The sequence below is a fragment of the Leifsonia sp. Root4 genome (genome assembly GCF_001425085.1).
Taxonomy (GTDB): Bacteria; Actinomycetota; Actinomycetes; order Actinomycetales; family Microbacteriaceae; genus Microterricola.
Window position 1 is genome coordinate 22,511 of the sequence record NZ_LMDN01000004.1, and the last position, 26,942, is coordinate 49,452.

Here is a 26,942-nt window from a genome sequence, read left to right on the forward strand (position 1 = left end):
CGTAGGCCGGGATTTCACACTATCCATTCCGGCCGAGAAGTCAACGCATATGAGCAAGCTTGCTCGCAGTTATTTGCTCGATGCGCAAAACCGTTACATAAAAACTGTTGATCACACCGCGCGTCGCGCCCATACTTTACTCACACGCCACGACGCACCGCTGGCGCGGGTCGCGATCAACGTGGACGCGACGCATTCCCGACACTGTGGAGGCACCATGCATTACAGGAAAGCTTCGCTGCTTGCGATGGCAACCGTCGCAACGCTGGCTCTCGCTTCATGCTCCGCCGGATCCGAGAGCGCCGAGCTCGACCCGGACGCCGACGTCACCGAGCAGAGTCTCGTCGTCAGCGTGTGGGCCGACTACTATCCCGAAGACCTCGCCGAGACCTTCGAGGCAGCCACCGGCATCCCGATCACGATCGTCAACCACGCGACCAATGAGGAGGTCATGGGCAAGCTCACCGCCGGTGGCGACTCCGGCATCGACGTCGCCTTCGTCTCCGGACAGTATGCACAGGCCCTGAACGAGGCCGGGCTGCTGCAGCCGCTCGACGAGGAGCTCATCCCGAACGAGGAGAACCTGTACGCAGAGGCCCAAGAACTCGCCTACGACCCGGGCAACACCTTCTCGATGCCGTACGCGTGGGGCACGACGGGCCTCTGCTACCGATCCGACCTTGTCCCGACCGCTCCGACGTCATGGAACGACCTGCTCGAGCCGGCACCGGAGCTCGTCGGAAAGACGACCATGCTCTCGACGGAGCGTTGGATGGCGTTGCCTGCACTGAAGGCGATGGGCCTCTCGGTCAACTCGACGAACCCCGACGACCTTGAAGCGGTCAAGGAGCAGATGCTGAGCACCAAGGACACCCTGCTCGCCTTCGACGACACGACCTTCTACACGAAGCTCGTCTCCGGGGAGGCGTCGATGACGGAGGCGTGGGACGGATGGTGCAACTACGGCATCGCCGAGGACCCGAACATCGAGTTCGTCGTGCCGGAGGAGGGCAGCGACCTCTGGGTCGACACCATGACCGTGCTGAAGAGCTCGAAGAACAAGGAGGCCGCGATGGCCTTCGTGAACTACATCCTCGAGGCCGACGTGCAGTCCTGGGTGGCCGAGAACATCCTGTACAAGGTTCCCAACGAGGCCGCAATGGCCCTCGTCGACCCGGCCGTGATCGCCGCCTACCCGAACCTCGGCATGTCCCCCGCCGAGCTGCTCGAGCAGGAGACCATCGTGGACCTCGGGGAGTTCAGCCCGGAGTACACGAAGCTGGCCACCGAGATCATGGCCGCCGGCTAGGAACGGGCACGGCTTCGTGACGTCCGACACCGCCCCCTCCGGCGCCGCCCCTCGCGGGTCGCGCCGGAGGTGGGCGCCCACGCCCTTTCTCGCCCCCGGCATGCTCATGCTCGGCCTCTTCGTGGCCGTGCCGATCCTGCTGATCACCAGCTACGCCTTCTTCACCCGCGGCCGCTTCGGCGGAGTGCAGTTCATCTTCACCCTCGACAACTTCGCCCGTCTCGCCGACCCGCTCTACCTCAAGGTCATCGCCACCTCGGTGGGGATCGGCCTGATCGTCACACTGTTGGCGCTGCTTCTCGGCTACCCGACGGCCCTCGTGATCACGCGCCTGCCCGCGAAGTGGCGCACCATCGCCCTGGTCGCGGTGTTGCTGCCGTTCTGGACGAACTTCCTGATCCGCACCTACGCCTGGATCCTGCTGCTGAACAACGCGGGCTGGATCAACCAGGGCCTGCAAGCGGTCGGCATCATCGACGAACCGCTCACACTGCTCTATACGCAGCCGGCCGTCGTCGTCGGCCTGCTCTACATGTATCTTCCGCTCATGGTTCTGCCGCTCTACTCCTCGCTGTCTGCGCAAGATGCCCAGCTGGCCGAGGCGGCGACGAATCTCGGAGCGAGTCCGTGGCGGGTGTTCCGCACGGTCACCTTCCCACTCTCGATCCCCGGCGTGCTCACCGGTTGCGTATTCGTGTTCGTGCCGGCGATGGGCAACTTCGTCATCCCCGAGCTGCTCGGTGGAGGAAAGACGGTGCTCATCGGCAACCTCGTACGCGATCAATTCCTGAAGGCGCGCGACTGGCCGTTCGGCGCTGCGATCGCCCTCGTTCTGACGATCATGCTGTTGCTGTTGCTCTTCGCGCAGCAGCGGGCATCCCGTCGGCTGACAGAGGGTCCGGCCGAGAGGAAGGTGGCGAAGCGTGCGTAACTCCCGGCTGATCAAACTGCCGTTCTGGCTCACCTACCTCTTCCTCTATCTGCCGATCCTCGTCGTCGTGATCATGTCCTTCAACTCCTCGTCGAACCTCTTCGTCTGGCGCGGATTCTCGCTGGAGTGGTACCCGGCCGTCTTCGCCGACGAGGCGATCATGACGGGCCTGCGCAATACGCTCATCGTCGCGACCCTGGTGACCCTGCTCGCGACCGCGCTCGGCACGCTGCTGGCGGTCGGCATCCACCGCTACACGCGCGGCGGCCTGGTGCGCGCATTCGCGATCGCTCCGGCGCTGCTGCCGGATCTACTGCTCGCGATCGGCCTGCTCAGCCTGTTCTCGCTGCTCGGTGTCACGCTCGGGCTGCACTCGGTCGTGATCGCGCACGTCACCTTCGCCATGGCGTTCGTCACGGCGATCGTGTTGGCCCGCCTGGCCAATATGGACCCGAATCTGGAGGAGGCCTCGCAGGATCTCGGCGCCGGAGCGGTGCGGACGTTCATGAGGGTCACCCTGCCCCAGCTCGCGCCGGGCATCGTGGCCGGCGCCCTGCTCTCGTTCACGCTCTCGCTGGACGAGTTCGTGATGGCGTTCTTCACGGCGGCGCCGACCACGCCGACCCTGCCCATCGCCATCTATTCCATGGTCCGCTTCGGCGTCACCCCCGAGGTCAACGCCCTCGCGACCATGTTGCTGTTCGTGAGCGTTCTCACCGTGATCGGTGCGCAACGCCTGACCCGAGTGACGGATTCCCTATGAGCACGACCACGACCACCGCGCCCCTCCTCGACATCCGTGGCCTCAGCCACAGTTATGGAGAGGTGGCCGCTCTGAGAGACATCTCGCTGTCGATCGCCGACAACGAGTTCTTCGCCCTGCTCGGCCCCTCCGGCTGCGGCAAGACAACCCTGCTGCGCGCGATCGCCGGCTTCGAAACGCCGAGTGCGGGGAGCATCCTGCTCGACGGCGACGATCTGACCTCGCGCCCGGCGCACCGCCGGCCGATCAACATGATGTTCCAGTCCTACGCCCTGTTCCCGCACATGACCGTCGCCCAGAACATCGCATACGGGCTCGAGGCCGACGGTGTCGAGAAGGCCGAGATCCGACGTCGGGTCGGCGAGATGCTCGACATCATCGGGCTCTCCGAGTTCGAGCGACGCCGCCCGGCGAAACTCTCCGGCGGTCAACGCCAGCGGGTCGCTTTGGCCAGGGCGCTCGTGAAACGCCCCCGACTTCTCCTGCTCGACGAGCCTCTGTCTGCACTCGACCGCAAGGTGCGCGCAGAGATGCAGCTCGAGCTCAAGCGGATGCAGCACGAGGTCGGCATGACCTTCGTCGTCGTCACCCACGATCAGGAGGAGGCGATGTCGATGGCCGACCGTGTCGCCGTCCTGAATCGGGGCGCGATCGAGCAGCTCGACAGCCCGGTCGGGCTCTACTCGAGCCCCTCGACACGCTTCGTCGCCAATTTCATCGGCTCGGCGAATCTGATCGACGGAACGGCGGTGGCCGGCGGCATCACGACGCCGGAGATCGGCTTCCTGCCCGCCGCGCACGCCTTCGCCTCCGGTGACCCGGTGACCCTCGTCCTCCGCCCGGAGGATGTGCGGATCGCGGGCACCGACGGGGCGATCGAGGGAACCGTCGTCGACACCTTCTTCCTCGGCGGTTCCTCCACCGTCTCGGTCACGGTGCCCGGGCTCCCCCGCCCGATCAGCTGCACCGTGCACGCGGCCCATGTCGCGGAGCGGGGCGAGCGGGTCGGGCTCAGCTACGACCGGATTCGGGCGGTCGTCGTCGCGAACCCCGGGTCCGCAGAGGCACCCGTCGCCTGAGCGTTCCACCGCGCGGCAGCATCGCCCGGCTGTCGAATTCGGGGCTGCAATCTGCCACCATGTCCATTCACCCCGGCGCACCTTGCCCATAAGCTGGACGCACGTGTGCATCGCTGCTCGCCTCGAGTCGTGCGATGCCGTAGCGGTTGAGAGGAACCCATGAGCGCGTATGCAGTAATCAACCCGGCGACGGGCGAGACCGTCAAGAGCTACCCGACCATCACGGACGCGGACCTTGCGGCCGCGATCGACAGTGCGGATGCCGCGCACCGCGGTTGGTCACGGAGTTCGACTGTCGCCGAGCGCGCGGCGCTGGTCCGCCGTGTCGCCGAGTTGCACCTCGAGCGTCGCGACACCCTCGCCGAGATCATCGTGCGCGAGATGGGCAAGCCGCTCGAGCAGGCGCTCGGCGAGGTGGACTTCGCCGCCTACATCTTCGAGTACTACGCCGACAACGCCGAATCACTGATGGCCGACGAGCCGATCACTCTGCTCGCCGGCGAGGGCTCCGCCCTGATTCGTCGCCGCTCGCTCGGTGTGCTGCTCGGCATCATGCCGTGGAACTTCCCGTACTACCAGGTCGCCCGCTTCGCCGCTCCGAATCTGATCGTCGGCAACACCATCCTGCTCAAGCACGCAGAGCAGTGCCCGGAATCCGCCGCGGCCATCGAGCAGATCTTCCTCGACGCGGGCTTCCCCGTCGGCGCCTACGTGAACGTCTATGCCTCGCACGAGCAGATCGCCACCATCATTGCGGACCCGCGCGTCCAGGGTGTCTCGCTGACCGGCTCTGAGCGCGCCGGGGCCGCAGTGGCAGAGATCGCCGGCCGCCACCTGAAGAAGGTCGTGCTCGAACTCGGCGGGTCCGACCCGTTCATCCTGCTCAGCACCGACGACCTCGATGCCACCGTCGAGGCCGCCGTCCTCGCCCGCATCGACAACAACGGCCAGGCCTGCAACGCCGCCAAGCGTTTCATCGTCATCGACGAGCTCTACGACGAGTTCCTCACCAAGTTCACGGCGGCGTTCACGGCATCCGCGCCCGGCGACCCCATGGCGGAGGGCACGAATCTCGGTCCGCTCTCCTCGGCCAAGGCCGCCGACGGTCTGCAGGACCAGCTCGACCGTGCCGTCGCCCAGGGCGCGACTCTCGTGGCGGGGGCCCCGCGCAACGGCACCTACTTCCCGGCGACCGTGCTCACCGACATCACCCCCGGCAACGACGTCTACCACGAGGAGTTCTTCGGCCCCGTCGCCTCGGTCTACCGCGTCGCCACCGAGGCCGAGGCGATCGAGCTCGCCAACGACACCCCATTCGGGCTCGGCTCCTTCGTCTTCACCACCGACCCGGAGCAGGCGCTCCGCGTGGCTGACGGCATCGAGGCCGGCATGGTGTTCATCAACGTCGTCGCGGCCGACGGCGCCGAGTTGCCATTCGGCGGCGTCAAGCGTTCCGGTTCCGGCCGCGAGCTCGGCCGCTTCGGGGCCGACGAGTTCGTCAACAAGAAGATGATCCGCATCGGCTGAGCTGGCGCAGCGAGTCAGCGGATACGCGGCCCCGAGACTCCGGAATCCCGGCGTCCCGGGGCCGTTTTCGTGCCGGCATCCGCAAACGCGCTGCCGGCTGACGGGCTGCGGTGCGCCCGCACGAAGAGATAGCGCGGCGTCCGCTCCGCATACTCCTCATACTCGCGGCCGAACATCCTGACCAGTTCGCGTTCCTCCGAGAGCACGCCACGGTGGTCCGCCAGAGCTGCCAGCGGCACCGTGGCGAATATCCACGCTGACCCCCGGGTCATCCCGAGTCCGAGGTGGGCGAGCCACCAACCGGCGTACATCGGATGACGGCTGAAGGCGTACGGACCCGTCGTCACCAACGATTGCGGTCGTTCCATCTCGAACGCGCCGTCGGTCCGCCGCCGCCGCTCCGTCAGCGCCATCAGGATCACAGTGCACCCCATCGCCACGAGGGCCAGTCCTGTCGCCCTGTGCAGTGGCGACGGCCCGGGCAGCCGCGCCGGCCGGAGGCGCTCAAGGGCGACGCCGGCCACGAGCCCGACGGCCTGAGCCGGCGGGACGGGCACGTTCTGCAGGAGACGAACTAGGCCCATTGCGACTCCCGCGCGGCCACTCGCCGATGCTCAGGCGAGCGCGCTCCGGCGGCGAGCTGCCGGGCCAGGTAGGCGGCATCCCGACCGATCCCGGGGAGGGTCGCCGACACCGCGGCGAAGAGAAGCTCCTGACCGAGGACGTACAGCCCCGGCACCGACCGGACAACGCCGCGGTGGTGGCGCGGCCGGCCCTCCTCATCGAACGCCGGAACCTCCACCCAGTCGAACTCGTTGCGGTAACCCGTGCACCAGATCACGCTCGACACCTCACACACCCGCCCGTCTGCGAGCACTGGCCTGCCGTCCCGCACTCCCGTCACACGCGGGACAAGGGAGACCCCGGCATCTGCGAGATCCCTCACTTTGGTGCGAATGAGCGGATCGGCATGAACGCCCAGCGTTGCCAGGGCCTGACGCCCGAGCGGCGTGCGGAGGGTCAACACGTGCAGGCCGAGGAAGCGCACAACCGGCAAGGCGAAACGCGCCGCCGCCCGACCGTGGTGAATCGGGAGCTCGCCGGCGGCCTTGCCTGCGAGCGAGGTCGGGAGGGTCTGGATGAGCTCCCGTGCAATCTCGGCTCCGGAGTTGCCGACTCCGACGACGAGGGTCGGGCCGGTTGGCAGCTGCGCCGGATTCCGATAGCCACTGGAGTGCAACTGGACGATGTCGGGGGCAAGCCGCGCGGCGAACTCCGGCACCTTCGGCGCGTGCTGTCCGCCGGTCGTCAACACAACGTTGTTCGACTCCCATCGATGGCCGTCCGCGGTCGCGATGAAGCAGCCGTCTTCGAATCGGACTCGGTCCACCCGCACGCCGGTTTGCACCGGCAGCTGAAACCGTGCGGCGTACGACTCGAGGTAGTCGGCGACCTCGTCCTTGGTGGGGAATCCCAGCCGGTCACCGGGGAACCGCATCCCGGGGAGCCCGTCGTACTTCGCCGGAGTGAACAGCCTCAGCGAGTCCCAGCGCAGCCGCCACGCGTCGCCGATGCGCTCGTGAGTGTCCAGAATGACGAAGTCCCGACCCTGTTTCGCCAGGAAGTAGCCGATCGCCAGCCCCGCCTGCCCTCCCCCGATGACGACTGTGTCGACGGTGGTGACGTCAGCGGACCGGGTGGCGTTCATGCCAGTGCCCGCACGTCGATCCCGCGGCTGCGGTCGACGATGAAGCCTCGATTATCGGAGGCCCGGAAGCGGATGAACCAGACGAGCATCAACGCGGATGCAAGGAGGTAGAAGCCGTGCAGGAACCAGATCGGACCGATGGGGAGGCTGAACACGTAGACGGAGTACAGGCCATTGGCAACGTTCGTGGTCGCGATGTTGACCAGGCTGTATGACGAGAGATCCCGGGTGTGCACCGCCTTCGCCAGCATGGGCAGGTAGCTCACGGCGAAGAGCACGGTGGAGATTGCTCCGGCAAGCAGTGGAAGGTTCATGTGGCCAACGCTACGAAGGTCGGCCGGCCGTGCTCGTCGGACGAACTGTCCATTTCGCGGGGTGCGGCATGGGTAATTCTGTTCAGAGAGCACTCGCACTAGGGGAGCCGGTGCTCGACGAGGCCCTGCTCGTAGGCGTACGCCGTCGCGGCCGCCCGTGACGAGATGCCGAGTTTCGCAAACACATTGCTGAGGTGCCTGGCCACCGTCTTCTCGCTGAGGAAGAGCGCTGCGGCGATGGCGCGATTGGTCAGCCCGTCGGCCACGAGGCGCACAACCTCGACTTCCCGCACGGTCAGGGGGCTGGCGGCCGCTCCGTGCTCGACCCCGGACAACGCGTCCAGCGCGGCGAGCTCCGACAGTGCCCCGAGCTCCATGAAGACGATCTGAGCTGCTTCGAACTCCATCGCAGCGAGTTCCTCGTCGCCGAGGGCCCGGCACGCAGACGCGGCGAGCACCCGACAGCGCGCCGCTTCATATGGCGCATCGAGCTGCTGCCACTGCATCCATGCGCGGCGGAGCTGCGGCAACGCGGCTGCGGCGTCTCCCTCCGCGATGAGCACGGCACCATCGCACTGACTCGCGATGGCCTCGAGCATGGGCATGGCCCCGCTCGGTGTGACGACCGCGAACTCGTCCGCAATCATTCTGGCGGCGGCGACGTCTCCGGCCGCGAGTTCGATCTCGACGAGTGCAGCCAGCATGCCGCGTCGGGACGCCGGGTCTGCGAGACTGGCCGCACGTCGGAGCAGGGATTGTGCCTGCCGCGGCTTGCCCTGCGCCAGGCGAAGCAGCGCAAGCCCCGGCTCTGGCTCGAAGCCCGTCTGATGGGCGAGCCGGTAGGACTCCTCGGCGGCATCGAGTTCGCCGCGGAGGCGCTGCACTTCGCCCTGCTCGTACAGCGCGTCGAATGTGGCGTTCCAGTCCCCCCGCTGCGCACGGTCTTGGGCTGCTCGCGCGGCTTCGAAGGCATCGCTCCACGCGCCGTGCAGCGCATAGAGCTGCGCGCGATGCACGTGGCACATCCCGCTGAAGAGGATCATGTCCGGCCGATCATTGCACCAGTGGTCGAGCGCCATCGTCCACTCTTGTGCCCGCCGCAGGTCGAATGCCAGCCGGCAGCTTCCAATCACCGCGCAGTAGATGATGCCGGAGGCGACAGGCGAGATCTCCCCCGCTGTCACCGCCACCATCGCCTCGTCGAAAAGCGCCAATCCGTCGCCCAGTTGTCCGAGGCAGATCTTCACCTGTCCCTGCCCGAGTTGGGAGAGAGCGAGAACATCGTGGTCGTGGAATCCGACAGCCACGTCCCAGGCTGCCTGGAACGCACGCCCCGCCCCGTCGATGTCTCCGGATTCGAGCGCACCGAAACCCTCGGGAACCAGCAGAAGGCCGGCGACAGGGTTTGCCACCCCGCTCTCCCGAACCAGCCGCTGAGCTCGTGCCAACCAGCCGCCGCCGCGCGCGACATCACCGCGCGTCGTGAGGAACATCCCAATCCACGCGGCCGAACGGGCGGCATCGACAACCTCGTCATGCGCAAGGAATTCCTCGTGGGCCCTCGTAGCCGCGTCGATTCCGACGGTTTCCTGCCCCGTGAGCAGTGCCGCGGTCGACAGGCGTTCGAGGTCGTGCGCGGGCAACGAGCCGTCCCGGTCCGCCTCCGCCAGGGCGGTGAACGCATCGCTCCATCGGTGGGCGCCGAATGCGGTGCGCCCCCGCTCCACGGCGACGGAGGAACTCATGATGCCTTCCGGCCACGAGCGCATGCGGCACCGAGTGGCGCTCAGCGCCCGTCAGCCACTCTCCACGCTAGCTCTGTGATTTCGTGCGCACAAGCGGCCTGAGCCCGTGAGGCGCGCTAGCGTTTGCGGGCGAGCTGGGCGTCAATCTGCTCTTTGCGCAGCTCGAAGATGCGCCGCAGAAGATCGGCCGGAACCGGGGTCGTCGCCCCGAATCGAAGGGCGCTGATGCTGTGCGAGAAATCGGAAAGATCGGCCTCGAACGCCGGCAGCACGCTCCCGCTGAACGGGTAGAGCGCCAGGTGCGCCTTGGTCTGCATGGCGGCGGCGTAACCCTTGCCGCGGTACAGCAGCGTCGGCATCCCGTAGCTCATGCCCTGGGTCACCTCGGGCGCCACGTCGCGTGCGATGTCGAGCACGCGCTCAAGGGCGGCGCGATCGGCGTCGTTGTCGATGGATGCGAGGTAGTCGGTGACGGTGGTGGCGTTCTCGTCCGTGCTCATGGGTTTCATCGTCGCACAGGCGGCGGCATGCAAAAAGGGCCCGTGCGAACACGGGCCCTTTTCGAGAAACGCAGAACTAGATGGCGTTGACGTCCAGCGGGATGCCGGGGCCGAACGTGGTCGACACTGCACCCTTCTGGATGTAGCGGCCCTTCGAGCTCGACGGCTTCAGGCGGACGATCTCTTCGAGAGCGGCCTTGATGTTCTCGTCGAGCTGCTCGGCGGTGAAGCCGGCCTTGCCCACGACGAAGTGCACGTTGGAGTGCTTGTCGACGCGGAACTCGATCTTTCCACCCTTGATGTCGGAGACGGCCTTGGCCACGTCCGGCGTCACGGTTCCGGTCTTCGGGTTCGGCATGAGGCCACGCGGTCCGAGGACCTTACCGAGACGACCGACCTTGCCCATGAGCTCGGGGGTGGAGACGGCGGAGTCGAAGTTGGTGTAACCAGCGGCCACCTTCTCGATCAGCTCGTCGCCGCCGACCTCGTCAGCGCCGGCAGCAAGAGCTGCCTCGGCTGCGGGGCCCGTTGCGAACACGATGACGCGGGCGGTCTTGCCGGTACCGTGGGGCAGGATGACGGTGCCGCGCACCATCTGGTCTGCCTTGCGGGGGTCAACACCAAGCTTGAGGGCAACCTCAACCGTGCTGTTGAACTTGGCGGAACCGGTCTCCTTGGCGAGCGTGACTGCCTCGGTGGGGGTGTAGAACTTGTCGGCTTCGATCTTCTCGGCCGCGGCCCGGTAGGCCTTTGACTTCTGTGCCATGTTTTTCTCCTTGAGAGAATGTGGTCATCTGCGCCTGGCGGGCGCTGCCACGGGTGAAAGTGTTGGAGGGCCCCTGCTTAGGAGACCGTGATGCCCATCGAGCGAGCGGTGCCGGCGATGATCTTCGAGGCAGCCTCGATGTCGTTGGCGTTGAGGTCAACCATCTTGGCCTCAGCGATCTCACGAACCTGTGCCTGCGAGAGGTTGGCAACCTTGACGGTGTGGGGGGTACCCGAACCCTTCGCGACGCCGGCGGCCTTCTTGATGAGCTCCGCGGCGGGCGGGGTCTTCAGGATGAAGGTGAACGAGCGGTCCTCGTACACGGTGATCTCAACGGGGATGACGTTGCCGCGCTGGGCCTCGGTCGCCGCGTTGTACGCCTTGCAGAACTCCATGATGTTCACGCCGTGCTGACCCAGGGCCGGGCCGATGGGCGGGGCGGGGTTTGCGGCGCCGGCCTTGATCTGAAGCTTGATCAGACCAGTAACCTTCTTCTTCGGTGCCATTGTCTTCCTTCTTTCTTATCGAACGCTCCGGTAGCCGGAGCACTCTCCCGTTCGCCCGGACTGTCCGAGCGACGGTGGTTTGTTGGGGCCGTGAGGCCAGAGGTGTTAGAGCTTGGTGACCTGGTCGAAGCTGAGCTCGACCGGGGTCTCACGCTCGAAGAGGGAGACGAGCACGGTGAGCTTGCCGCTCTCCGGCTTGATCTCGCTGATCGAACCGGGCAGGCCCGCGAAGGAGCCTTCCTTGATGGTGATCGTCTCGCCGATCTCGAAGTCGACCTCGGCCTGCAGCACGCGCTGCGCGCCCTTGACCGCGCCGCCCTTGCCACCCTTGGCGGCGGGAACGTCCTTGATCTCAACCAGGCTCTTCAGCATGCCGAAGGCCTCTTCGAAGCGCAGCGGCGTCGGGTTGTGGGCGTTGCCGACGAAGCCGGTGACACCGGGGGTGTGACGGACGACAGACCAGCTGTCCTCGTTCAGATCCATGCGCACCAGCACGTAGCCGGGGATGCGAACACGGGTGACCATCTTGCGCTGGCCGTTCTTGATCTCGACGACATCTTCCATCGGCACCTCGACCTGGTAGATGTAATCTTCCATGGCCATCGACGCCTTGCGGTTCTCGATGTTCTGCTTTACGCGGCGCTCGAAGCCGGCGTAGGAGTGGATGACGTACCACTTGCCTGGCAGGAAGCGCAGGTCCTGACGGAACTCCTCGTACGGGTCGGCCTCGGCCTCTTCGTCTTCGACGGCTTCCGCGGCGGCCTCGGCCTCGTCGGCGGAGTCGATGTCGAGTGCGTCATCCACGATGGCGTCGGCCTCTGGATCGATCGACTCGGCGAGAGCGTCGAGGGCGGCATCGAGGTCGACGACAACGTCGCCGTCGTCGACAACGTGAACGGCGAGGTGCTCAGCAGACTCGACAGACTCCTCGGCCTCGGCGAGCGTGTTGCCCTCCTGCGCCTCGTCTTCCTCGGCGGACTGCTCGGCAGCCGTCGCCCAGTCGGCGTCTTCGTACTCAGTCTTAGACACTAAATCTCAATCCTTCGTGTATTGCGTTGCTCGCTGTTGCCCGATGTTCAGGCGGATGCGGCAGAACCGCGTTCGCAAAGGCACCAGGCGCCCATCGGAACTATCCCGCCGGTGAACCGAAGACCCACGTGACACCGAGTGCGAACACCCAGTCAAGGCCAGACACCAGAGCCATCATGATGACGACGAACACCAGCACGACACCGGTGTAGCTGAGCAATTCCTTACGGGTCGGAGTGACGACCTTCTTGAGCTCAGCGATGACCTGCTTGATGAAGAGGCTGACCCGCGCGAAAGGTCCGCGTTTGGTCTCGCGGTCTTTCTTGGCGTTCGCGACGACATCCTCACTGGGTTGTTCGTCGATAACTTTTCGGGCCACCTGATCTCACCTTTCCCAGCCCGCTCTCGCCAGCTGGTTTTCGTGGGCCGGTGCATGAACACCGACTTGCAGGGCGGACAGGACTCGAACCTGCAACCTGCGGTTTTGGAGACCGCTGCTCTACCAATTGAGCCACCGCCCTAAGGGCTTTCCTGCTGTACGCCACCCGCATTCCTGCGAGCGACCACATCAGCCATTCTACCGGTCGCAGCCACGAAGCGCGTTCGCACCGAATCACGCCGACCAGGGATCGGCACGAAAATAGGCGCAAAAAAGCTTGGCGGATTCAACAACCTCACCAAGTGTAGGTCACCGCGACGGCACTGTAAAGCTGAGCGGATCGGGGCCTGTGGAGTAGCGTTGTGAGCGTGCGCCGCCGCCACACCAGTACACCGTGCAGCACGGGCGAGTCGGCTCGCATCAGGCTAAGGAGAGGAGCGCGCCAGCGGCGCCCACCGATGAAACGTCGCAGCTTTCTGATCGCCTCCGCATCCGGCATCACCCTGCTGGCCCTCACCGCGTGCTTCCCGACCCAGCCGAGCCCCACCCTCTCGCCGAGTCACACACCCACTCCGACGCCGCCGAGCGGCGTGCCCCAGCCGCTGCGGATGGCCCGCTCGAATTGGGGCGGCGACCCGTTCTCGCGCGGCGCGCTCAGCTTTCCGTCCGTCGACAGTGGCGATGAGCAGCGCACGCTGCTGCGCCGCTCGCTCAGCGACCGGCTCTACTTCGCGGGCGAGGCGACGGCCAGCGATGCGCCGGGAACAGTGCACGGTGCCCTCGGCTCCGGCCTGCGCGCCGCTCTGGAGATCACGGATGCCGCAGAACGCGGCGAACGCATCGCGGTGATCGGCGCGGGAATCGCCGGGCTGACGGCGGCACGGGCGCTGCGTGAGGCGGGCTTCGAGGTCGTTGTCGTCGAGGCGCGGGACCGGATCGGCGGGCGCATTCAGAGCGTGACCGACCCGAAGTGGCCGATCCCGCTCGAGCTCGGCTCGCTGTTCGTGAGCGAGAGCTCCAGCGTGCTCGCCGGGCAGCTGTCGCTGGCGGGTGTGAGCACCGAACCGTTCACGCAGACCCCGGAGGTGCGTGCGGCCGGCGGCGACGTCATCCCACCCTCCGATGCCGGGGCGAACGCGGTGACGAGCGCGAGCGCGTGGGCCGCGCAGCAGCCGGAGGACAGCTCGCTCGCGGCGGCACTGATCGACTCCGGGGCAGCCGCGGTGCTGTCGGGCGAGCCAGCCGCCGACGGCATCGCCCAGACCGACTGGCTCGCGCATGAACTCACCGTGGCACTGGAACCCTCCGCCGGCGCAGCGGCCGGTCTCGTGTCGGCCCGTCTGAGCGAGCGCCTCCTCGCCGGCAGCGCCGCGGAGGCCGCGATCGTGACCGGATCACCGGATGGCCTCGGCGGCCTCGTCGATGCCACGGCCGATGGCCTCGACATCCTGATCGGCAGCCCGGTCGCCACGGTGATCTGGGGCGACGACGGGGTGAGCCTGCGTCTGGCGCAGGGTGAGTCGATGAGCGCCGACCGCGTGCTCGTGACGATCCCGCTCGGGGTGCTGCAGCAGGAGAGCACGCTGTTCGAGCCGCCACTGCCCGGGTGGAAACTCGACGCGATCGCCGGCATCGGAATGGGCACCGTCGACAGCGTGTGGCTGCAGTTCGACGAGGCGTTCTGGGCGACGGATGCCACAACGCTCAGCACGATCGCCACCGACAGCCCCATCGCCTACTGGACGAATCTGCAGCCGCTCACCGGCGAGGCGATCCTGGTCGGCACGATTGCGGCTGAGCGCGCGGCCGAGCTCGCCGCCCTCAGCGATGCCGAGTTCAGCGCTGTGGTGTTGGAGAGCCTGCGCCCGTTCGCGCCGGATCCGATGGCTCCCGGCCCGGGTGCTCCCGCCGCAACCGACGGGCCGACGCCCGCGCCGTGATCGTGCGGCTCACCGCGACGAGCAGCGCGGTCACGGCCAGGAAGATGCCGAGCACGAGCGCGCAGTAGAGGGCTATGCCGACGGCGCCACCGACCTGCGCCGGGTCGAGGAAGAAGTACGGGTACCAGCCGACATCCGCCCCACGGATCAGCGTGAACACGAGCCAGAGCGTCGGGAATGGCAACACCCAGCCGAGCGTCGACCACGGCATCGGCGAGGTGCGGGGGCTGATCACCGCGTCGACGACCCAGGCGATCAGGGCCAACACCGGCACCACGAAGTGCAGCAGCGTGTCTGACCAGGGAACGTCGACGCGGTAGGCACGGGTCGAGGCCTGCGCCACGATCACGGCGAAGACGATGCCGGAGACCAGCAGGTAACACATGACGACCGTGCGCACGATGCCGAGCCACTGCGGGTCCCGCGGCCGGGTGAGCGCCGTCACACCGGCGGCGGTGAGCATGATGACCGCGAGGATCGCCGACTGGATCGTGAAGTAGCTGAAGAAGTTGACGGTCGCGAACGATGAGAAGCCGAGCACGTAATTGAAGTTGCCGTAGAGGGCGATGAGCTCGAGCGCGGCAATGGCCAGGCGGTAGACGCCGAGCCCCCTGCGCAGGCGGTGCGGAGCGCTCACTCCGGCGCTCTGCGGCTCGGATGCCGGTGCCTCCGGGCCCAGCCGACCCGCTGTGGGGTTCGGGGGCGCAGAAGCACGGGGGTGCATGCTTCAACGCTACGCCGTGCCGGGCGGTGGCGTGGACGGGGAGGGCACGTCGCGCTCTGTCATGGGACTGCGCCACCCTTTAGGCTATGGCTGTGACCGAAAAAGCGCGTATCTCAGCCCGTATTGCCGCCATCGCCGAATCGGCGACCCTCAACGTTGACGCCAAGGCCAAGGCCCTGCAGGCCGAGGGCCGCCCGGTGATCAGCTACGCCGCCGGTGAGCCCGATTTCGCCACCCCCGAGCACATCGTCGAGGCCGCACTGGCCGCGGTGCGCGACCCCAAGAACTACCGCTACACGCCGGCGGCCGGTCTGCCGGAACTGCGTGAGGCGATCGCAGCGAAGACGCTGCGCGACTCGGGTCTCGCCGTGAACGCCAGCCAGGTGATCGTGACCAACGGCGGCAAGCAGGCCGTCTACCAGGCCTTCCAGACCCTCCTCGATGACGGCGACGAGGTGCTCGTTCCCACGCCGTACTGGACCACGTACCCGGAGGCCATCAAGCTGGCCGGTGGCCGTCAGGTCGACGTCTTCGCCGGCAGCGAGCAGAACTACCTCGTGACCGTCGAGCAGCTCGAGGCCGCGCGCACCCCGCGCACCAAGGTGCTGCTCTTCGTCTCGCCCTCCAACCCGACCGGCGCCGTCTACTCGCCGGAGCAGACCCGCGAGATCGGCCAGTGGGCGCTGGAGAACGACCTCTGGGTGATCAGCGATGAGATCTACCAGAACCTCACCTACGACGGCGTCAAGGCGGTGTCGATCGTCGAGGCCGTGCCGGAGCTCGCCGACCGCACCATCCTCGTCAACGGTGTCGCCAAGACCTACGCCATGACGGGCTGGCGCGTGGGATGGATGGTCGGCCCGGCCGACGCCATCAAGGGCGCGGGCAACCTGCAGTCGCACCTCAGCTCGAATGTGTCGAACATCTCCCAGCGCGCAGCCATCGAGGCGCTGACCGGGCCGCAGGATGCCGTCGCCTCCATGCGCGAGGCCTTCGACCGCCGCCGCAAGCTGATCGTCGCCGAGCTGTCGAAGATCGACGGCATGCACGTGCCGACGCCGGAGGGCGCCTTCTACGTGTACCCCGACGTGACCGGCCTGCTCGGTCGCACCTGGGGCGGCGTCACGCCGACGACCTCGCTCGAGCTGGCCGATCTGATCCTGGACCAGGCCGAGGTCGCCGTCGTTCCCGGTGAGGCCTTCGGCCCGAGCGGTTTCGTGCGCCTGAGCTATGCGCTCGGCGACGCACCGCTGCTCGAGGGCGTGCAGCGCCTGCAGCGACTCTTCGCGTCGTAGCATCCGCATCTCGTAGAGTCCGAATAAGGAACTAGCGAGGTTGCAAGGACGAGTTCCCCAGAACCGTCCTTGCAACCTCGCTTTTTCCTTTTAGCGTGCGGATGGCGCTTGGCTCAGCGTGTCGCGGGCGGCGGCCTCGATCGCGTCGGCAACGCGGGTGAGCAGCCCGGACGCCAGCCGCCACTGCTGCCAGTACAGCGGGATCCCGAGGCTGCCGGCCTGGTCGAGTTCGACGAGCGCACCGGATGCCACGCGCTCCCCCACCTGCAGCGGCGGCAGCATCCCCCAGCCCAGTCCGAGCTCGATGGCACGGGCGAAGTCAGCCGTCGACGGCACGTAGTGGCTCGGCGGGCGGAGTGGCCCGCCGGCGTCCGCGGAGGCGTCGGACACGTCACCGGCACCCGGGTCGCGGAGTGCCCGCTCGCGCAGATAGCTGTGCTGCATGTGGTCGGCGCGGTCGAAGTTGACCATCGGCGCGACGGCCAGTTCGGCGAGCGTCATCCCGTTCGGGAACCAGCGGGCGACGAACTCCGGCGACGCCATCGGGCGATACTCCATCACGCCGAGCGGCCGCACGACGCAGCCGGGGATGGCGCGCGCCACCGAGGTGACCGCCGCGACGACCGTGCCGGCCTCGAGCAGGGCGACCGTGTCGTCCTCTCCCTCACGGTGCAGCTCGAAGCGCACATTCTCGGTGTGGCCGAGCTCCGCCAGCGCCGGCAGGATCCAGGTGCCGAGGGAGTCGGCGTTGACGGCGAGCGGCACGGTCACCGGCGTGACGGCGCTGCTCTCGACGCCCAACGTCGCCAGCGTCTCGTGTTCGAGCTGCTCGAGCTGCCTGGCCAGCCGCATGACGAGCTCGCCGGACTCCGTGGCCCTGATGGGCTTCGAGCGCACCAGCAGCACCCGGCCGAGCTGTTGCTCGAGGGCCTTGATGCGTTGGCTCACCGCCGACGGCGTGACGTGGAGCGCGCGGGCGGCGGACTCCAGGCTGCCCTCGTCGAGCACGGCGGCGAGGGTGCGCAGGTGGTCAGATTGCAGCTGCATAGGGCAAGGCTAGTGCGGCGTCGGCGAGGGGCGCCCTTCAGCTGCGGATGCTGCAGCTCTCCTCTGCCCGCTGATTCCGGGGCGGATGCCGCGCTCTGCAAGAATGAGGTCATGATGTCGAATCGCGCAGCGCGGACCCTGAAGGGTCTCGCCGCCGCCTCGTTCTCGACATTCGTCGCGCTGTTCTCGCACGTCTCCGGTGGCGGCGCCATGCCGGGGCTGCTCGGCGTACTCGTTCCGCTCATCCTCGCGCTGCCGTTCTGCGTCGCACTCGCCGGCCGCCGCCTCTCGGTGCCCCGGCTCACCGCATCGGTCGCCGTCAGCCAGTTCTTGTTCCACACCCTGTTCAGCATGGGAGCGACGTCCGCCCCGGCGGCCGGCTCGATGTCTGGACATGCCGGCCACGGGATGCCGATTGTGCTCGACGCAGCAGCGCTCCCCGCCGCGCAGCTGGGGCACTCAGACACCCAGATGTGGGCCGCCCACCTCGTTGCCGGCATCCTGACCGTCGCCGCGTTGTACTCGGGCGAGGCCGTTCTCGCACGGCTGGCCGCGTTCACCTGCTTCCTTCTCCGGCGCATCGTTCCGGCGCTGGTCGGCGGGACGCCGCCGCGGCTCAGCCTCACGCTGCGCGCCTTCGACGTCACGACTCAGATGCGATTCGGCGTCTTCCCCAGCTCGGCCCCGCGCAGAGGGCCACCCGCGATCGCTTTCAGTTAGCCACTGCGCGGCACCCTCGGCGGTGCATCGGCCGCCTGTCTGACTCCGCCGACGTGAGCGACCACTCCGCCGCCTGAGCGGCTGCGGGTGAAGGCCGCGCCGACCGTGCCCTCCCGACGCTGCGTATGCCGCGTTGCGTCGGCGCGTGCCGGTGCTCCGATTGCGCGCGCCTCGGCGCCGCTGCGGCCCTGTCGCACCGCCCCACCGTCGCGCTGTTGCGCTTTCCCACGTGCCCACGTGCCCACGCACGTTCCTCTGCCGCGCCCGCGCTCCGTCGCGCGCCACTCCGCGGCACGCATCGGCGAACCACTCTCGAAAGGAACACTCCCCGTGAAACTCTCACGATCCCGACAGCGGGGTGCCGGCATCGCGCTTGCTTCCCTGCTGCTCGGCCTGCTCGGCATCACTGTCGGCGCCGCTCCCGCCTTCGCCCACGACCAACTGGCGGCAAGCGACCCACCTGCCGGGGCGGCGCTGGAATCCGCACCGGAACAGGTGTCGCTGCAGTTCACCGACAATGTCCTCACGATCGGCGCCATCGTCGTGGTCGTGGATGCCGACGGCACCTCGTGGGCGGACGGGGACGCGATCCTCGACGGCCCAACCGTGTCCGCGAGGCTGGCCGGTGACATGCCGGTCGGCGCCTACGAGATTCGCTGGCGCGTCGTGTCAGCGGACGGCCATCCGATCAGCGGCGTCATCCCATTCACCGTCGGAGACGCCGTCCAGCCGGTGGACGCGCCGGGAGCCGCGGAGGCCACTGAGCCTCCCGCAGCGACCGCGGCACCGGTGGCCGGCGAATCGCCCGCTGAGACGGGGTCCGCCATGCGACCCATCCTCATCGGCGGTGGAGGAGCAGCCGCCGCGCTGCTGGTCCTCGCCGCCGTGGCCGTCTGGAAGCGGCGCCGCGCCCCATCCCAGCCATACGACCATGGCACGCCGTCGTCCTAACGGCGGCCAGACACACAACGACAACAACCAGAAAGGCACCACCATGAATGCACGCACCACATCACGAGTCGCGGTCCTCGCCGCAGCAGCCCTCATCGCCCTGACCGGCTGCGCCACCGGCGCCGCGCCGGCATCCGACGCGCAGGCGACCGCCGCCGAGACCGTCTCCGTTCACAACGCCTGGGTCAAGGCCGCCGACTCCGGCATGTCCGCCGCGTTCGCCGAGCTTGAGAACTCCGGTTCGGAGGACGTCACCGTCACTGCGGCGACCTCCGCCGCGTCGAGCGATCTGCAGCTGCACGAGACGGTCGAGAACGAGGCGGGCGAGATGACGATGCGCGAGAAGGACGGCGGATTCGTCATCCCGGCCGGGGAGAGCCTCAGCCTGGAGCCCGGCGGGAACCACATCATGCTGATGGGCCTGGCGAACCCGATCAAGGCGGGAGACGAGCTCAGCTTCACGCTCACCTTCTCCGACGGGTCCACGGCCGACTTCACCGCACCGGCCAAGGATTACTCCGGCGCGAACGAGAGCTACGAGGGTGACGACATGGAGATGGACATGGAGATGGACGGCGATCACTGATGGCTGACGACCAGAACTCAGGCTCTGGTCGCAGCGGGCTGAGCCGGCGTCGACTCCTCCTCGGAGGGGTCGTCGCCGGCCTCGGCGCCGCCACCGCGATCGGTGCCGACCTCGCGCTCAACCCCGGTGCCGATGGGCCAGCGCCAGAACCCGCCGCGTCAGTGAACGGCTCGGCGACCGTCCCGTTCTACGGCGTGCATCAAGCGGGCATCACGACGGCTCCACAGGCGCATGCGACCTTCATCGCGCTGGACCTGCAGCACGGAGTCGATCGCGACGCCCTGCAGCGGATGATGCGCATCCTCAGCGATGACGCCGCACGGCTGACGCAAGGGCGGGCGGCACTGGCCGATTCCGAGCCCGAGCTCGGAACGGTGCCTGCACGCCTGACCGTCACGTTCGGATTCGGACCGGAATTCGTCGCCCGGGCCGGGGCCGGTGACACGCGACCGGGCTGGCTCCGCCCCCTGCCCGCATTCACGATCGACCGACTCGATCCCGTCTGGAACGACGGCGACCTGCTGCTGCAGATCGCCGCCGACGATGCGTTCACGGTGGCGCACGCGGCGCGAATGCTCCTGAAAGACTCCCGCAGCTTCGCCACCGTGCGCTGGACCCAGACCGGGTTCCGCCGTGCGCACGGGTCCGAGAAGCCCGGCACGACGATGCGCAACCTCTTCGGCCAGGTGGACGGCACCGTCAACCTGACTCCGGGCACAGCCGACTTCGACCGTCTCGTGTGGAACGAGCGGGGCTGGCTCGCCGGGGGGAGCGGCCTCGTGATCCGCCGAATCCGGATGGATCTCGACAAGTGGGATCGGCTCGATCGTGGAGGGCGCGAGCAGTCCGTCGGACGGACGCTCGCCACCGGCGCGCCACTGACGGGAACGAGCGAGCACGACGAACCGGACTTCGCGGCGACGACGAGCATCGGCTTTCCCGTGATCCCGGAGTTCTCCCACATCCGCCGTGCCCGCTCCGAGAACACCGATGAGCGCATCTTCCGTCGCGGCTACAACTACGACGCCGCCCCGACAGGCGGCGAGATCTCCAACAGCGGGCTGCTGTTCGTCTCCTATCAGGCCGACGTCGACCGACAGTTCGTGCCGGTGCAACGCCGGCTCGATGAGTTGGATCTCCTCAACGAGTGGACGACCCCGATCGGCTCGGCGGTGTTCGCCATCCCACCCGGATGCCGGGAGTCCGGATTCGTCGGCGACACCCTGCTGTCGTGACGACCGCGCCGACCGCGAACGGAGGGAAAGATAAGCCTGGCTAATGCACCGTAAGAATCATGAGCTGGATTGAATGACGATCGCGATCTACCGTTGATCCGTGACTCCTTCCCTCGCTCCCCTTCTCGCCGGACTCGGCCTCGGCCTGTCGCTGATCATCGCCATCGGCGCTCAGAACGTCTTCGTATTGCGCCAGGGGATCCGCCGGGAGCACGTTCTCGCGGTCGTGATTCTCTGCGCGGTGTCCGATGCCGCTCTGATCGCCGTCGGCATCAGCGGCATCGGCGCCGTGCTCGAACAGCTGCCGTGGCTGTTGCCTGTCGCACGCTGGGCGGGCGCTGCGTTCCTGATCGGCTACGGGCTGCTCGCCGCGCGGCGCGCGCTGCGGCCGGGAGCGACCGGCCTGCTGGCCGACACCGCAGGCGGCAGAGACGAGGCCGAGCTGGAGGCCGTCGCGGTCTCGACGAGCGCCGCGTCGGTTGGCACAGCTTCGGCGAGCGCCGGTGGATCAGAGCCCACCGGCGCAGCGACATCCGCACAGCGACAGGGCAGGACCGGTCGGCGCGCGGGAACCCTCGGCGCAGCGTTGGCGACAGCCTTCGCGCTGACGTGGCTGAACCCGCACGTCTACCTCGACACCGTCTTCCTGCTCGGCTCCGTGGCGAACGGCTACGGCGAGGCGCGTTGGCTGTTCGGGGCCGGGGCGATCATCGCCAGCGTCCTCTGGTTCACGAGCCTCGGATTCGGCGCCCGCTACCTGGGCCGCTGGCTCGCCACCCCGCGGGCATGGCGCATCGTCGACGGCGCGATCGCCGTCGTCATGGTGGTGCTCGGGGTGCTGCTCGTGCTTCCCCGCTAGCCCGCGGAAGCCGGGTTGATGGTGATCGCCTCGAGGCCCCCGGCGCGCACGCCCCAGGTGTCGAGGATTGCACCGTAGCTTCCGTCGTCGACCATGCCTTGCAGGGCCAGCTGAACGGCTTCGGCCATGCCGGAGCCCTTCGCGACGGCGAAGCCATATGGCGCGACGTCGAAGGTCTCACCGGCCGGCTGCAGCTTGCCCTCCAGCTTGGAGAGCGCGTAGAGCGCCACCGGCGAATCGGCGCTGAAGGCGTCGGCCTGACCGAGCACGACGGCGTTGACCGCGTTCCCCTGCGTGTCGAACGGCATCTTGACGATCGCCGGTTTGCCCGCGGCGACGCACGCCGCGCTCTTGGCAGGCACCTCGCTCGTGTCTTGATAGGTGGTCGCCTGAACCGCGACCTTCAAGCCGCACGCATCCGCCGGATCGACGGTGCGCCCGACCGGCGCGGCCCACTGCACGCCGGCGTCGTAGTAGTGCACGAAGTCGAGTTGCTTCTCGCGCTCGACCGTGTCGGTGAACGACGATGCTCCCAGGTCGAACTTGTTGCCACGAACGGAGGGGATGATGTTGTCGAAATTCGAGTCCGCGACGACGGCTTCCAGCCCGAGGGCACGCGCGACCCCCCTCGCAAGCTCGAGGTCCCACCCGATCGGCTCCCCCTCGCTATCTTTGAACTCGTTGGGCGCGTAGTTGGGCGCGGTGCCGATGGCGAGCACACCGGAATCTGCGACGGCCTGCGGCAGCAGCGCGGCGGCGTCCGCATTCACCGTGACCGCCGCCACCCGCTCGGCCGCCCCGGTCATCTCGGGCATCGAGTTGTCGACGCAGCCGGTCAGCAGCAGCACCGACGCGACGACGGGCGGGAGAACGAACCGGGCGCGCATGGGAATCCTTTGAATAGGGGCTTCAGATATCTTCAGCCCGTGCCCATGATGCTGACGCGGCGCTGAGGCGCGTGAACGTCGGCTACAACGGGCGACTGGTTTTCCACGCGGTCGACCCGACTATGGGTGCCAGGAAAGTCTAGGTGAGACTCCTGCGTGAACCCCGAGTCGACCCGGCATCCACCGATCGGGGGATGCCGAAATCCGCCGGTCCACCGCTGGCGCGGCATCCATTCGCACGCCACGCTGGAATCATGACAAATCCGAATGGCACAGACTCGGTCGTGCGGGTGCGCGGCCTCGAGAAGCGCTACGGCGCCCTCAGCGCCGTCGACGGCGTGAGCTTCGACATCCACCGCGGCGAGACCTTCGCGCTGCTCGGCCCGAACGGCGCCGGCAAGTCGACGACGATCGAGATTCTCGAGGGATACCGCAACCGCACGGCCGGCGAGGTGAGCGTGCTCGGCACCGACCCCGCCAGGGGCGGGCTGGACTGGAAGGCGCGGCTCGGAATCGTGCTGCAGTCCACCGGTGAGACCGGCAACGCCACCGTGCTCGAGCAGCTGCGCCACTTCGCCGCCTTCTACCCGAACCCCCGCGACGTCGACGAGGTGATCGCGGCCGTCGGCTTGCAGGCCAAGGCGAAGACCCGCATCAGCAAGCTCAGTGGCGGGCAGCGCCGCCGCGTCGACGTGGCCCTCGGCATCATCGGCCGGCCGGAGCTGCTCTTCCTCGACGAGCCGACGACGGGCTTCGACCCGGAATCGCGCCGCGACTTCTGGACCTTGATCCGGCTGCTGAAGTCCGAGGGCACCACGATCCTGCTCACCACCCACTACCTCGACGAGGCGGCGCAACTCAGCGACCGGGCCGGTGTGATCGCCGGCGGCCGGCTCATCGAGATCGCGGCCATCGGCGAGATCGGCGGGGCGGAGGCCAGGGTGCCCGTCGTGCGCTGGCGCGATGCGGCAGGCACCCTGCGCTCCGAGCGCAGCGAACGCCCGGCGGCCACCGTCGCAGCCATCGCCCTGCAGCAGGGCGGCGAGCCGCGCGAACTCGAGGTGATCCGGCCGAGCCTGGAGGACGTGTACCTGGAGTTGGTGCGCACGCACGATGCCGCCGCGGCATCCGACACGACGATCGGCGCAGACCAGACGGAGGTGCTCTCGTGAGCGCAACACTCGATACCCAGACCCGCCGCCCGGCGGCGCCCCGCCCCGGGGCGCTGCGCCTCGGCATCAACCAGATCGGCTACGAGGTACGCGGCTACTTCCGCACCCCGGATGCCGTGTTCTTCACCTTCCTGTTCCCGGTGATCATGCTCGGCATCTTCACCGCGGCGTTCAGCGCTGCCGGCAACATCGGCACGGCGCCGGACGGCAGCGGAGGCATCAGCGTCGGCGCCTACTACCTGCCGGGCATGATTGCGGCGGGCATGCTGCTCTCCGGCGTGCAGAACCTCGCCGTCGACATCGCCGGGGAGAAGAGCGACGGCACGCTGAAACGCCTCGGCGGCACGCCCCTCTCCCCCACCGCGTACTTCATCGGCAAGATCGGTCAGGTGCTCGTCACCGGCACGCTGCAGGCGGCACTGCTGCTGGCCGTCGCAGCACTCGTCTTCAGCATCGAGCTTCCGACGGAGCCATCGGCCTGGGGCACCTTCGCCTGGGTGTTCCTGCTCGGCATCATCACCTCGGCGCTGCTCGGCATCGCGCTCTCGTCGGTGCCCCGCTCCGGCAAGAGCGCGACGGCCGTCGTCATCCCGATCGTGCTGGTCCTGCAGTTCATCTCTGGCGTCTACCTGCAGTTCGACCAGCTGCCCGGCTGGATGCAGGCGATCGCCAGCCTGTTCCCCCTCAAGTGGATGGCGCAGGGCATGCGTTCGGTGTTCCTCCCGGAGAGCTTCGCCGCTCAGGAGCCGAGTGGCGCCTGGGATCTCGGCCTCGTCGCGCTCGTCCTGTTGCTCTGGCTCATCGTGGGTCTGGTGCTCAGCCGGCTCACCTTCCGCTGGATCCGGCGCGACGCGTGAGCATGTCCCTCGCCTCGGCGAGACTGGCGGCGGGCGTGATGAGTGGAAGAGTAGGCGCATGACCGCAGGGCCCTGGACAGTACGACGCATGACACCGCAACGCTGGTGGGATGCCGCGATGATCGCGGTCTCGGTGATGCTCACCGGGATCATGACGCTGCTCGACCCGCCCGTGAGCGGCGACGAATGGGGCGTCGTCGGCGTCATCGCCGTCGTGCTGGCCGCCTACTTCGCGTGGGGCCGGCGCACGCTCGACGGCAGCGGCTCGGTGGGCGGCCTGCTCTACGCCGGTGTGCTTCTCGTCTCGCTCGCCGTCGGCATCGGCCTGGACCCGACCTTCTCCTTCATGCAGGTCATCGTGTTCCCGACGCTCTGGGTTATCTCCCGCAGCACCCGCCAGGCCGTTGCACTGAACCTCATGGCGATCGTGCCGGTGGCGATCGGCTACACCCTGTACTTCGGCGCGGACGGGCTGCCGAGCGGCATCGCCGTCGGCGTGCTCTCCGTTGCGTTCAGCCTCGCGTTCGGCTCCTGGATCGCGGGCATTGAGAAGGCGGGTGCCGAACGGGCCCGGCTGCTGGATGAGCTGATGGCCGTGCAGGGTGAGCTCGCCGCGGCGAACCGCGAGGCCGGCGTCGACAGCGAGAGGGCCCGCCTGGCCCGTGAGATCCACGACACGATCGCGCAGAGCCTCACCGGCCTCGTCATGGTGGCGCAGCGGGCGCACGGCGATCTCGAGCGGGCGGCGGATGCCGCGGGCGACCCAGCCGCTTCCGAGCACCTCGTGCGGGCGACCGCCGACGTCGAGCTGATCGAGTCGATGGCCCGCGACGCGCTCACCGAAGCGCGGGGGCTCGTGGCGGCCATCTCCCCCGTGCGCGTCGAGTCGACGCTCGCCGAAGCACTCGGGCGCCTCGCCGAGCGGTTCCAGCGCGAGACCGGCGTCGTCGTGCGGAGCGAGCTGGCCGCACTCGGTGTCGGCGCGAGCGGGACCGCCTCGGCACCGCCGCTGCGCGCCGAACTCGAGGTCGTGCTGCTGCGCTGCGCGCAGGAGGGGCTCGCCAACGTGCGCAAGCACGCGCGGGCGACGGCGGCATCCGTGCAGGTCAGCAGGCGAGAGAACGCCATCAGCCTCGTGATCAGCGACGACGGTGTCGGCCCCGGCGGGGCGGCGACTGCGCCGAGCGGCAGCAGGCGCGCCACGGCCGGCGACGGCTTCGGTCTCGCCGGCATGGCCGACCGACTCGCCCTCGTCGGTGGGTCGGCGCGGCTGGAGCCGGCGCTGCCGCGTGGCAGCCGGCTCACCGTCACCGTGCCGCTGGCCCCCGAGCACGCACCCTCCCCCGAGAGTCCGCTCGACGCGGCGAAGGGGGTGCAGGCGTGATCCGGGTCGTGGTGGCCGATGACCACCCGATCGTGCGCAGCGGCATCGTCGGTTTGCTGCGCGGCGCGAGCGACATCGAGGTCGTCGGCGAGGCGCGCGACGGCGCGGAGGCCGTGCGGCTGGTCGCCGAACTCACACCGGAGCTCGTGCTGATGGACCTGCGGATGCCGGTGCTCGACGGCGTCGCGGCGACCGCTCAGATCATGGAGACTCTGCCGGGCACCCGCGTGCTCATCCTCACCACCTACGAGAGCGACGAGCTCATCCTCGGCGCAATCGAGGCCGGCGCCGGCGGCTACCTGCTCAAGGCCGCCCCGCAGGAGGAGATCCTCGCCGGAGTGCGCGCCGTGGCGGCCGGCGAGACGGTGCTCGCGCCATCGATCGCGGCCAAGCTCGTGCAGCGGGTGCGGGCGGATGCCGCGGGTTCCGGCGTTGCGGCATCCGCTGCCCCGGCCCTCTCGCCCCGCGAGCTCGAGGTGCTGCGCCTCGTCGCCGCCGGGCAGAGCAACCCGCGCATCGCCCGAGCGCTGTTCATCGGGGAGGCAACCGTGAAGACGCACCTCCAGCACGTCTTCGAGAAGCTCGAGGTCAGCGACCGCACCCGCGCCGTCACCCGCGCGATGGAGCTCGGCCTGCTCTAGCCGGCACCCCGCCGCTTAAGCCTGTGCTCCGGTGATTGAGCCTCCGCCCGATGACTGAGCCTCCGCCCGTTGACTGAGCCTCCGCCCG

28 protein-coding genes and 1 tRNA gene are annotated in these 26,942 nt (G+C 68.2%); 16 read left to right on the forward strand and 13 right to left on the reverse strand.

Going from position 1 to position 26,942, the window contains the following annotated elements; translation table 11 throughout:
• Positions 1-247 precede the first annotated feature (247 nt).
• The 5 genes from ASC66_RS13390 (at position 248) to ASC66_RS13410 (ending at position 5,609) form a co-directional block, all read left to right on the forward strand.
• Positions 248-1,309 (forward strand): polyamine ABC transporter substrate-binding protein, encoded by a 1,062-nt coding sequence (locus tag ASC66_RS13390; RefSeq protein WP_200944824.1) that lies wholly within the window; start codon positions 248-250, stop codon positions 1,307-1,309.
• A 16-nt stretch (positions 1,310-1,325) separates the two neighbouring features.
• Complete coding sequence (locus ASC66_RS13395; RefSeq protein WP_200944825.1) at positions 1,326-2,240, forward strand: ABC transporter permease; 915 nt, start codon at positions 1,326-1,328, stop codon at positions 2,238-2,240.
• A complete protein-coding gene (locus ASC66_RS13400) occupies positions 2,233-3,003 on the forward strand; it encodes an ABC transporter permease (RefSeq protein WP_055840475.1) in 771 nt (256 codons plus the stop codon). The genes ASC66_RS13395 and ASC66_RS13400 overlap by 8 nt, the downstream gene beginning before the upstream one ends.
• A complete protein-coding gene (locus ASC66_RS13405; protein ID WP_055840477.1) occupies positions 3,000-4,082 on the forward strand; it encodes an ABC transporter ATP-binding protein in 1,083 nt (360 codons plus the stop codon). The genes ASC66_RS13400 and ASC66_RS13405 overlap by 4 nt, the downstream gene beginning before the upstream one ends.
• Positions 4,083-4,241: 159 nt before the next feature.
• The gene (locus ASC66_RS13410) at positions 4,242-5,609 is read left to right on the forward strand and encodes an NAD-dependent succinate-semialdehyde dehydrogenase (protein ID WP_055840479.1); all 1,368 of its coding nucleotides are present in this window, start codon (positions 4,242-4,244) and stop codon (positions 5,607-5,609) included.
• Positions 5,610-5,623: 14 nt separating this feature from the next.
• On the opposite strand, the gene ASC66_RS13415 is transcribed toward ASC66_RS13410, so the two are convergent.
• The 10 genes from ASC66_RS13415 to ASC66_RS13460 form a co-directional block, all read right to left on the reverse strand.
• Positions 5,624-6,193, reverse strand: coding sequence for a methyltransferase family protein (locus ASC66_RS13415; protein WP_082492337.1), 570 nt, complete (start codon positions 6,191-6,193; stop codon positions 5,624-5,626).
• Positions 6,184-7,317, reverse strand: coding sequence for a flavin-containing monooxygenase (locus tag ASC66_RS13420; protein ID WP_055840481.1), 1,134 nt, complete (start codon positions 7,315-7,317; stop codon positions 6,184-6,186). Before ASC66_RS13420 ends, ASC66_RS13415 begins: the two co-directional genes overlap by 10 nt.
• Positions 7,314-7,631, reverse strand: coding sequence for a hypothetical protein (locus ASC66_RS13425; protein ID WP_055840484.1), 318 nt, complete (start codon positions 7,629-7,631; stop codon positions 7,314-7,316). Before ASC66_RS13425 ends, ASC66_RS13420 begins: the two co-directional genes overlap by 4 nt.
• Positions 7,632-7,729: 98 nt before the next feature.
• On the reverse strand, positions 7,730-9,376 hold the full coding sequence (locus ASC66_RS13430; RefSeq protein ID WP_055841655.1) for a LuxR family transcriptional regulator: 1,647 nt from the start codon (positions 9,374-9,376) through the stop codon (positions 7,730-7,732).
• 116 nt (positions 9,377-9,492) lie between these two features.
• The gene (locus tag ASC66_RS13435) at positions 9,493-9,876 is read right to left on the reverse strand and encodes an iron chaperone (RefSeq protein ID WP_055840486.1); all 384 of its coding nucleotides are present in this window, start codon (positions 9,874-9,876) and stop codon (positions 9,493-9,495) included.
• 76 nt (positions 9,877-9,952) lie between these two features.
• Positions 9,953-10,642: a 50S ribosomal protein L1 gene (gene rplA, locus ASC66_RS13440; protein WP_055840488.1), complete on the reverse strand. Its 690-nt coding sequence runs from the start codon at positions 10,640-10,642 to the stop codon at positions 9,953-9,955.
• 77 nt (positions 10,643-10,719) lie between these two features.
• Positions 10,720-11,148 carry a 50S ribosomal protein L11 gene (rplK, locus tag ASC66_RS13445; RefSeq protein ID WP_055840490.1) on the reverse strand — a complete coding sequence of 143 codons (429 nt, stop codon included), beginning with the start codon at positions 11,146-11,148 and terminating at the stop codon, positions 10,720-10,722.
• Between the two features lie 105 nt (positions 11,149-11,253).
• Positions 11,254-12,177 carry a transcription termination/antitermination protein NusG gene (gene nusG / locus ASC66_RS13450; protein ID WP_055840492.1) on the reverse strand — a complete coding sequence of 308 codons (924 nt, stop codon included), beginning with the start codon at positions 12,175-12,177 and terminating at the stop codon, positions 11,254-11,256.
• 100 nt (positions 12,178-12,277) lie between these two features.
• The gene (secE, locus tag ASC66_RS13455) at positions 12,278-12,556 is read right to left on the reverse strand and encodes a preprotein translocase subunit SecE (RefSeq protein ID WP_055840494.1); all 279 of its coding nucleotides are present in this window, start codon (positions 12,554-12,556) and stop codon (positions 12,278-12,280) included.
• 69 nt (positions 12,557-12,625) lie between these two features.
• A tRNA-Trp gene (locus ASC66_RS13460) sits at positions 12,626-12,698 on the reverse strand.
• A 316-nt stretch (positions 12,699-13,014) separates the two neighbouring features.
• On the opposite strand from ASC66_RS13460, the gene ASC66_RS13465 reads away from it, so the two are divergent.
• Positions 13,015-14,496 (forward strand): flavin monoamine oxidase family protein, encoded by a 1,482-nt coding sequence (locus ASC66_RS13465; RefSeq protein ID WP_055840496.1) that lies wholly within the window; start codon positions 13,015-13,017, stop codon positions 14,494-14,496.
• On the opposite strand, the gene ASC66_RS13470 is transcribed toward ASC66_RS13465, so the two are convergent.
• Positions 14,393-15,220 (reverse strand): Pr6Pr family membrane protein, encoded by an 828-nt coding sequence (locus tag ASC66_RS13470; RefSeq protein WP_157509804.1) that lies wholly within the window; start codon positions 15,218-15,220, stop codon positions 14,393-14,395. The two genes, ASC66_RS13465 and ASC66_RS13470, sit on opposite strands and share 104 nt — an antisense overlap.
• Before the next feature lie 86 nt (positions 15,221-15,306).
• Between ASC66_RS13470 and ASC66_RS13475 the strand changes: the two genes are divergently transcribed.
• Entirely contained in the window at positions 15,307-16,515 is a 1,209-nt protein-coding gene (locus tag ASC66_RS13475) for a pyridoxal phosphate-dependent aminotransferase (protein WP_055840500.1), read from the forward strand.
• A 90-nt stretch (positions 16,516-16,605) separates the two neighbouring features.
• Here the strand turns inward: ASC66_RS13475 and ASC66_RS13480 are convergent, their stop codons facing one another.
• Positions 16,606-17,562 carry a LysR family transcriptional regulator ArgP gene (locus ASC66_RS13480; RefSeq protein WP_055840503.1) on the reverse strand — a complete coding sequence of 319 codons (957 nt, stop codon included), beginning with the start codon at positions 17,560-17,562 and terminating at the stop codon, positions 16,606-16,608.
• A 111-nt stretch (positions 17,563-17,673) separates the two neighbouring features.
• Between ASC66_RS13480 and ASC66_RS13485 the strand changes: the two genes are divergently transcribed.
• From ASC66_RS13485 to ASC66_RS13505, 5 genes are all read left to right on the forward strand, one after another.
• On the forward strand, positions 17,674-18,282 hold the full coding sequence (locus ASC66_RS13485; protein WP_055840505.1) for a hypothetical protein: 609 nt from the start codon (positions 17,674-17,676) through the stop codon (positions 18,280-18,282).
• Positions 18,283-18,612: 330 nt separating this feature from the next.
• Complete coding sequence (locus ASC66_RS13490; protein ID WP_055840507.1) at positions 18,613-19,233, forward strand: copper resistance CopC family protein; 621 nt, start codon at positions 18,613-18,615, stop codon at positions 19,231-19,233.
• A gap of 43 nt (positions 19,234-19,276) precedes the next feature.
• Positions 19,277-19,819 carry a copper chaperone PCu(A)C gene (locus tag ASC66_RS13495; protein WP_055841658.1) on the forward strand — a complete coding sequence of 181 codons (543 nt, stop codon included), beginning with the start codon at positions 19,277-19,279 and terminating at the stop codon, positions 19,817-19,819.
• Positions 19,819-21,054: a Dyp-type peroxidase gene (locus ASC66_RS13500; RefSeq protein ID WP_055840509.1), complete on the forward strand. Its 1,236-nt coding sequence runs from the start codon at positions 19,819-19,821 to the stop codon at positions 21,052-21,054. Before ASC66_RS13495 ends, ASC66_RS13500 begins: the two co-directional genes overlap by 1 nt.
• 100 nt (positions 21,055-21,154) lie before the next feature.
• Complete coding sequence (locus ASC66_RS13505) at positions 21,155-21,913, forward strand: LysE/ArgO family amino acid transporter (RefSeq protein WP_055840511.1); 759 nt, start codon at positions 21,155-21,157, stop codon at positions 21,911-21,913.
• Here ASC66_RS13505 and ASC66_RS13510 read toward each other — a convergent pair.
• Positions 21,910-22,800, reverse strand: a complete 891-nt coding sequence (locus ASC66_RS13510; protein WP_055840513.1) for an ABC transporter substrate-binding protein — start codon at positions 22,798-22,800, stop codon at positions 21,910-21,912. The genes ASC66_RS13505 and ASC66_RS13510 overlap by 4 nt on opposite strands.
• A 254-nt stretch (positions 22,801-23,054) precedes the next feature.
• Here ASC66_RS13510 and ASC66_RS13515 point away from each other — a divergent pair, with 254 nt between their 5' ends.
• From ASC66_RS13515 to ASC66_RS13530, 4 genes are read left to right on the forward strand one after another with little or no spacing between them, the layout of a single operon-like run.
• Positions 23,055-23,972 carry an ABC transporter ATP-binding protein gene (locus tag ASC66_RS13515; protein WP_055840515.1) on the forward strand — a complete coding sequence of 306 codons (918 nt, stop codon included), beginning with the start codon at positions 23,055-23,057 and terminating at the stop codon, positions 23,970-23,972.
• Complete coding sequence (locus ASC66_RS13520) at positions 23,969-24,829, forward strand: ABC transporter permease (RefSeq protein WP_055840517.1); 861 nt, start codon at positions 23,969-23,971, stop codon at positions 24,827-24,829. Before ASC66_RS13515 ends, ASC66_RS13520 begins: the two co-directional genes overlap by 4 nt.
• Positions 24,830-24,887: 58 nt before the next feature.
• Positions 24,888-26,213 carry a sensor histidine kinase gene (locus ASC66_RS13525; protein WP_082492339.1) on the forward strand — a complete coding sequence of 442 codons (1,326 nt, stop codon included), beginning with the start codon at positions 24,888-24,890 and terminating at the stop codon, positions 26,211-26,213.
• Positions 26,210-26,854, forward strand: coding sequence for a response regulator transcription factor (locus ASC66_RS13530; protein ID WP_055840522.1), 645 nt, complete (start codon positions 26,210-26,212; stop codon positions 26,852-26,854). The genes ASC66_RS13525 and ASC66_RS13530 overlap by 4 nt, the downstream gene beginning before the upstream one ends.
• Positions 26,855-26,942 lie beyond the last annotated feature (88 nt).

What these genes read in the sequence shown, in the direction of transcription:
- ASC66_RS13435 (WP_055840486.1), bottom strand. Translation starts at nt 9,876, where the DNA reads ATGAGCACGGACGAGAACGCCACCACCGTCACCGACTACCTCGCATCC.
- ASC66_RS13430 (WP_055841655.1), bottom strand. Translation starts at nt 9,376, where the DNA reads ATGAGTTCCTCCGTCGCCGTGGAGCGGGGGCGCACCGCATTCGGCGCC.
- ASC66_RS13495 (WP_055841658.1), top strand. Translation starts at nt 19,277, where the DNA reads ATGAATGCACGCACCACATCACGAGTCGCGGTCCTCGCCGCAGCAGCC.
- ASC66_RS13485 (WP_055840505.1), top strand. Translation starts at nt 17,674, where the DNA reads ATGATGTCGAATCGCGCAGCGCGGACCCTGAAGGGTCTCGCCGCCGCC.
- ASC66_RS13405 (WP_055840477.1), top strand. Translation starts at nt 3,000, where the DNA reads ATGAGCACGACCACGACCACCGCGCCCCTCCTCGACATCCGTGGCCTC.
- ASC66_RS13480 (WP_055840503.1), bottom strand. Translation starts at nt 17,562, where the DNA reads ATGCAGCTGCAATCTGACCACCTGCGCACCCTCGCCGCCGTGCTCGAC.
- ASC66_RS13525 (WP_082492339.1), top strand. Translation starts at nt 24,888, where the DNA reads ATGACCGCAGGGCCCTGGACAGTACGACGCATGACACCGCAACGCTGG.
- ASC66_RS13425 (WP_055840484.1), bottom strand. Translation starts at nt 7,631, where the DNA reads ATGAACCTTCCACTGCTTGCCGGAGCAATCTCCACCGTGCTCTTCGCC.
- ASC66_RS13415 (WP_082492337.1), bottom strand. Translation starts at nt 6,193, where the DNA reads ATGGGCCTAGTTCGTCTCCTGCAGAACGTGCCCGTCCCGCCGGCTCAG.
- ASC66_RS13410 (WP_055840479.1), top strand. Translation starts at nt 4,242, where the DNA reads ATGAGCGCGTATGCAGTAATCAACCCGGCGACGGGCGAGACCGTCAAG.
- rplK (WP_055840490.1), bottom strand. Translation starts at nt 11,148, where the DNA reads ATGGCACCGAAGAAGAAGGTTACTGGTCTGATCAAGCTTCAGATCAAG.
- ASC66_RS13475 (WP_055840500.1), top strand. Translation starts at nt 15,307, where the DNA reads ATGGCTGTGACCGAAAAAGCGCGTATCTCAGCCCGTATTGCCGCCATC.
- ASC66_RS13510 (WP_055840513.1), bottom strand. Translation starts at nt 22,800, where the DNA reads ATGCGCGCCCGGTTCGTTCTCCCGCCCGTCGTCGCGTCGGTGCTGCTG.
- ASC66_RS13420 (WP_055840481.1), bottom strand. Translation starts at nt 7,317, where the DNA reads ATGAACGCCACCCGGTCCGCTGACGTCACCACCGTCGACACAGTCGTC.
- ASC66_RS13465 (WP_055840496.1), top strand. Translation starts at nt 13,015, where the DNA reads ATGAAACGTCGCAGCTTTCTGATCGCCTCCGCATCCGGCATCACCCTG.
- ASC66_RS13515 (WP_055840515.1), top strand. Translation starts at nt 23,055, where the DNA reads ATGACAAATCCGAATGGCACAGACTCGGTCGTGCGGGTGCGCGGCCTC.
- ASC66_RS13390 (WP_200944824.1), top strand. Translation starts at nt 248, where the DNA reads ATGGCAACCGTCGCAACGCTGGCTCTCGCTTCATGCTCCGCCGGATCC.
- rplA (WP_055840488.1), bottom strand. Translation starts at nt 10,642, where the DNA reads ATGGCACAGAAGTCAAAGGCCTACCGGGCCGCGGCCGAGAAGATCGAA.
- ASC66_RS13500 (WP_055840509.1), top strand. Translation starts at nt 19,819, where the DNA reads ATGGCTGACGACCAGAACTCAGGCTCTGGTCGCAGCGGGCTGAGCCGG.
- ASC66_RS13470 (WP_157509804.1), bottom strand. Translation starts at nt 15,220, where the DNA reads ATGCACCCCCGTGCTTCTGCGCCCCCGAACCCCACAGCGGGTCGGCTG.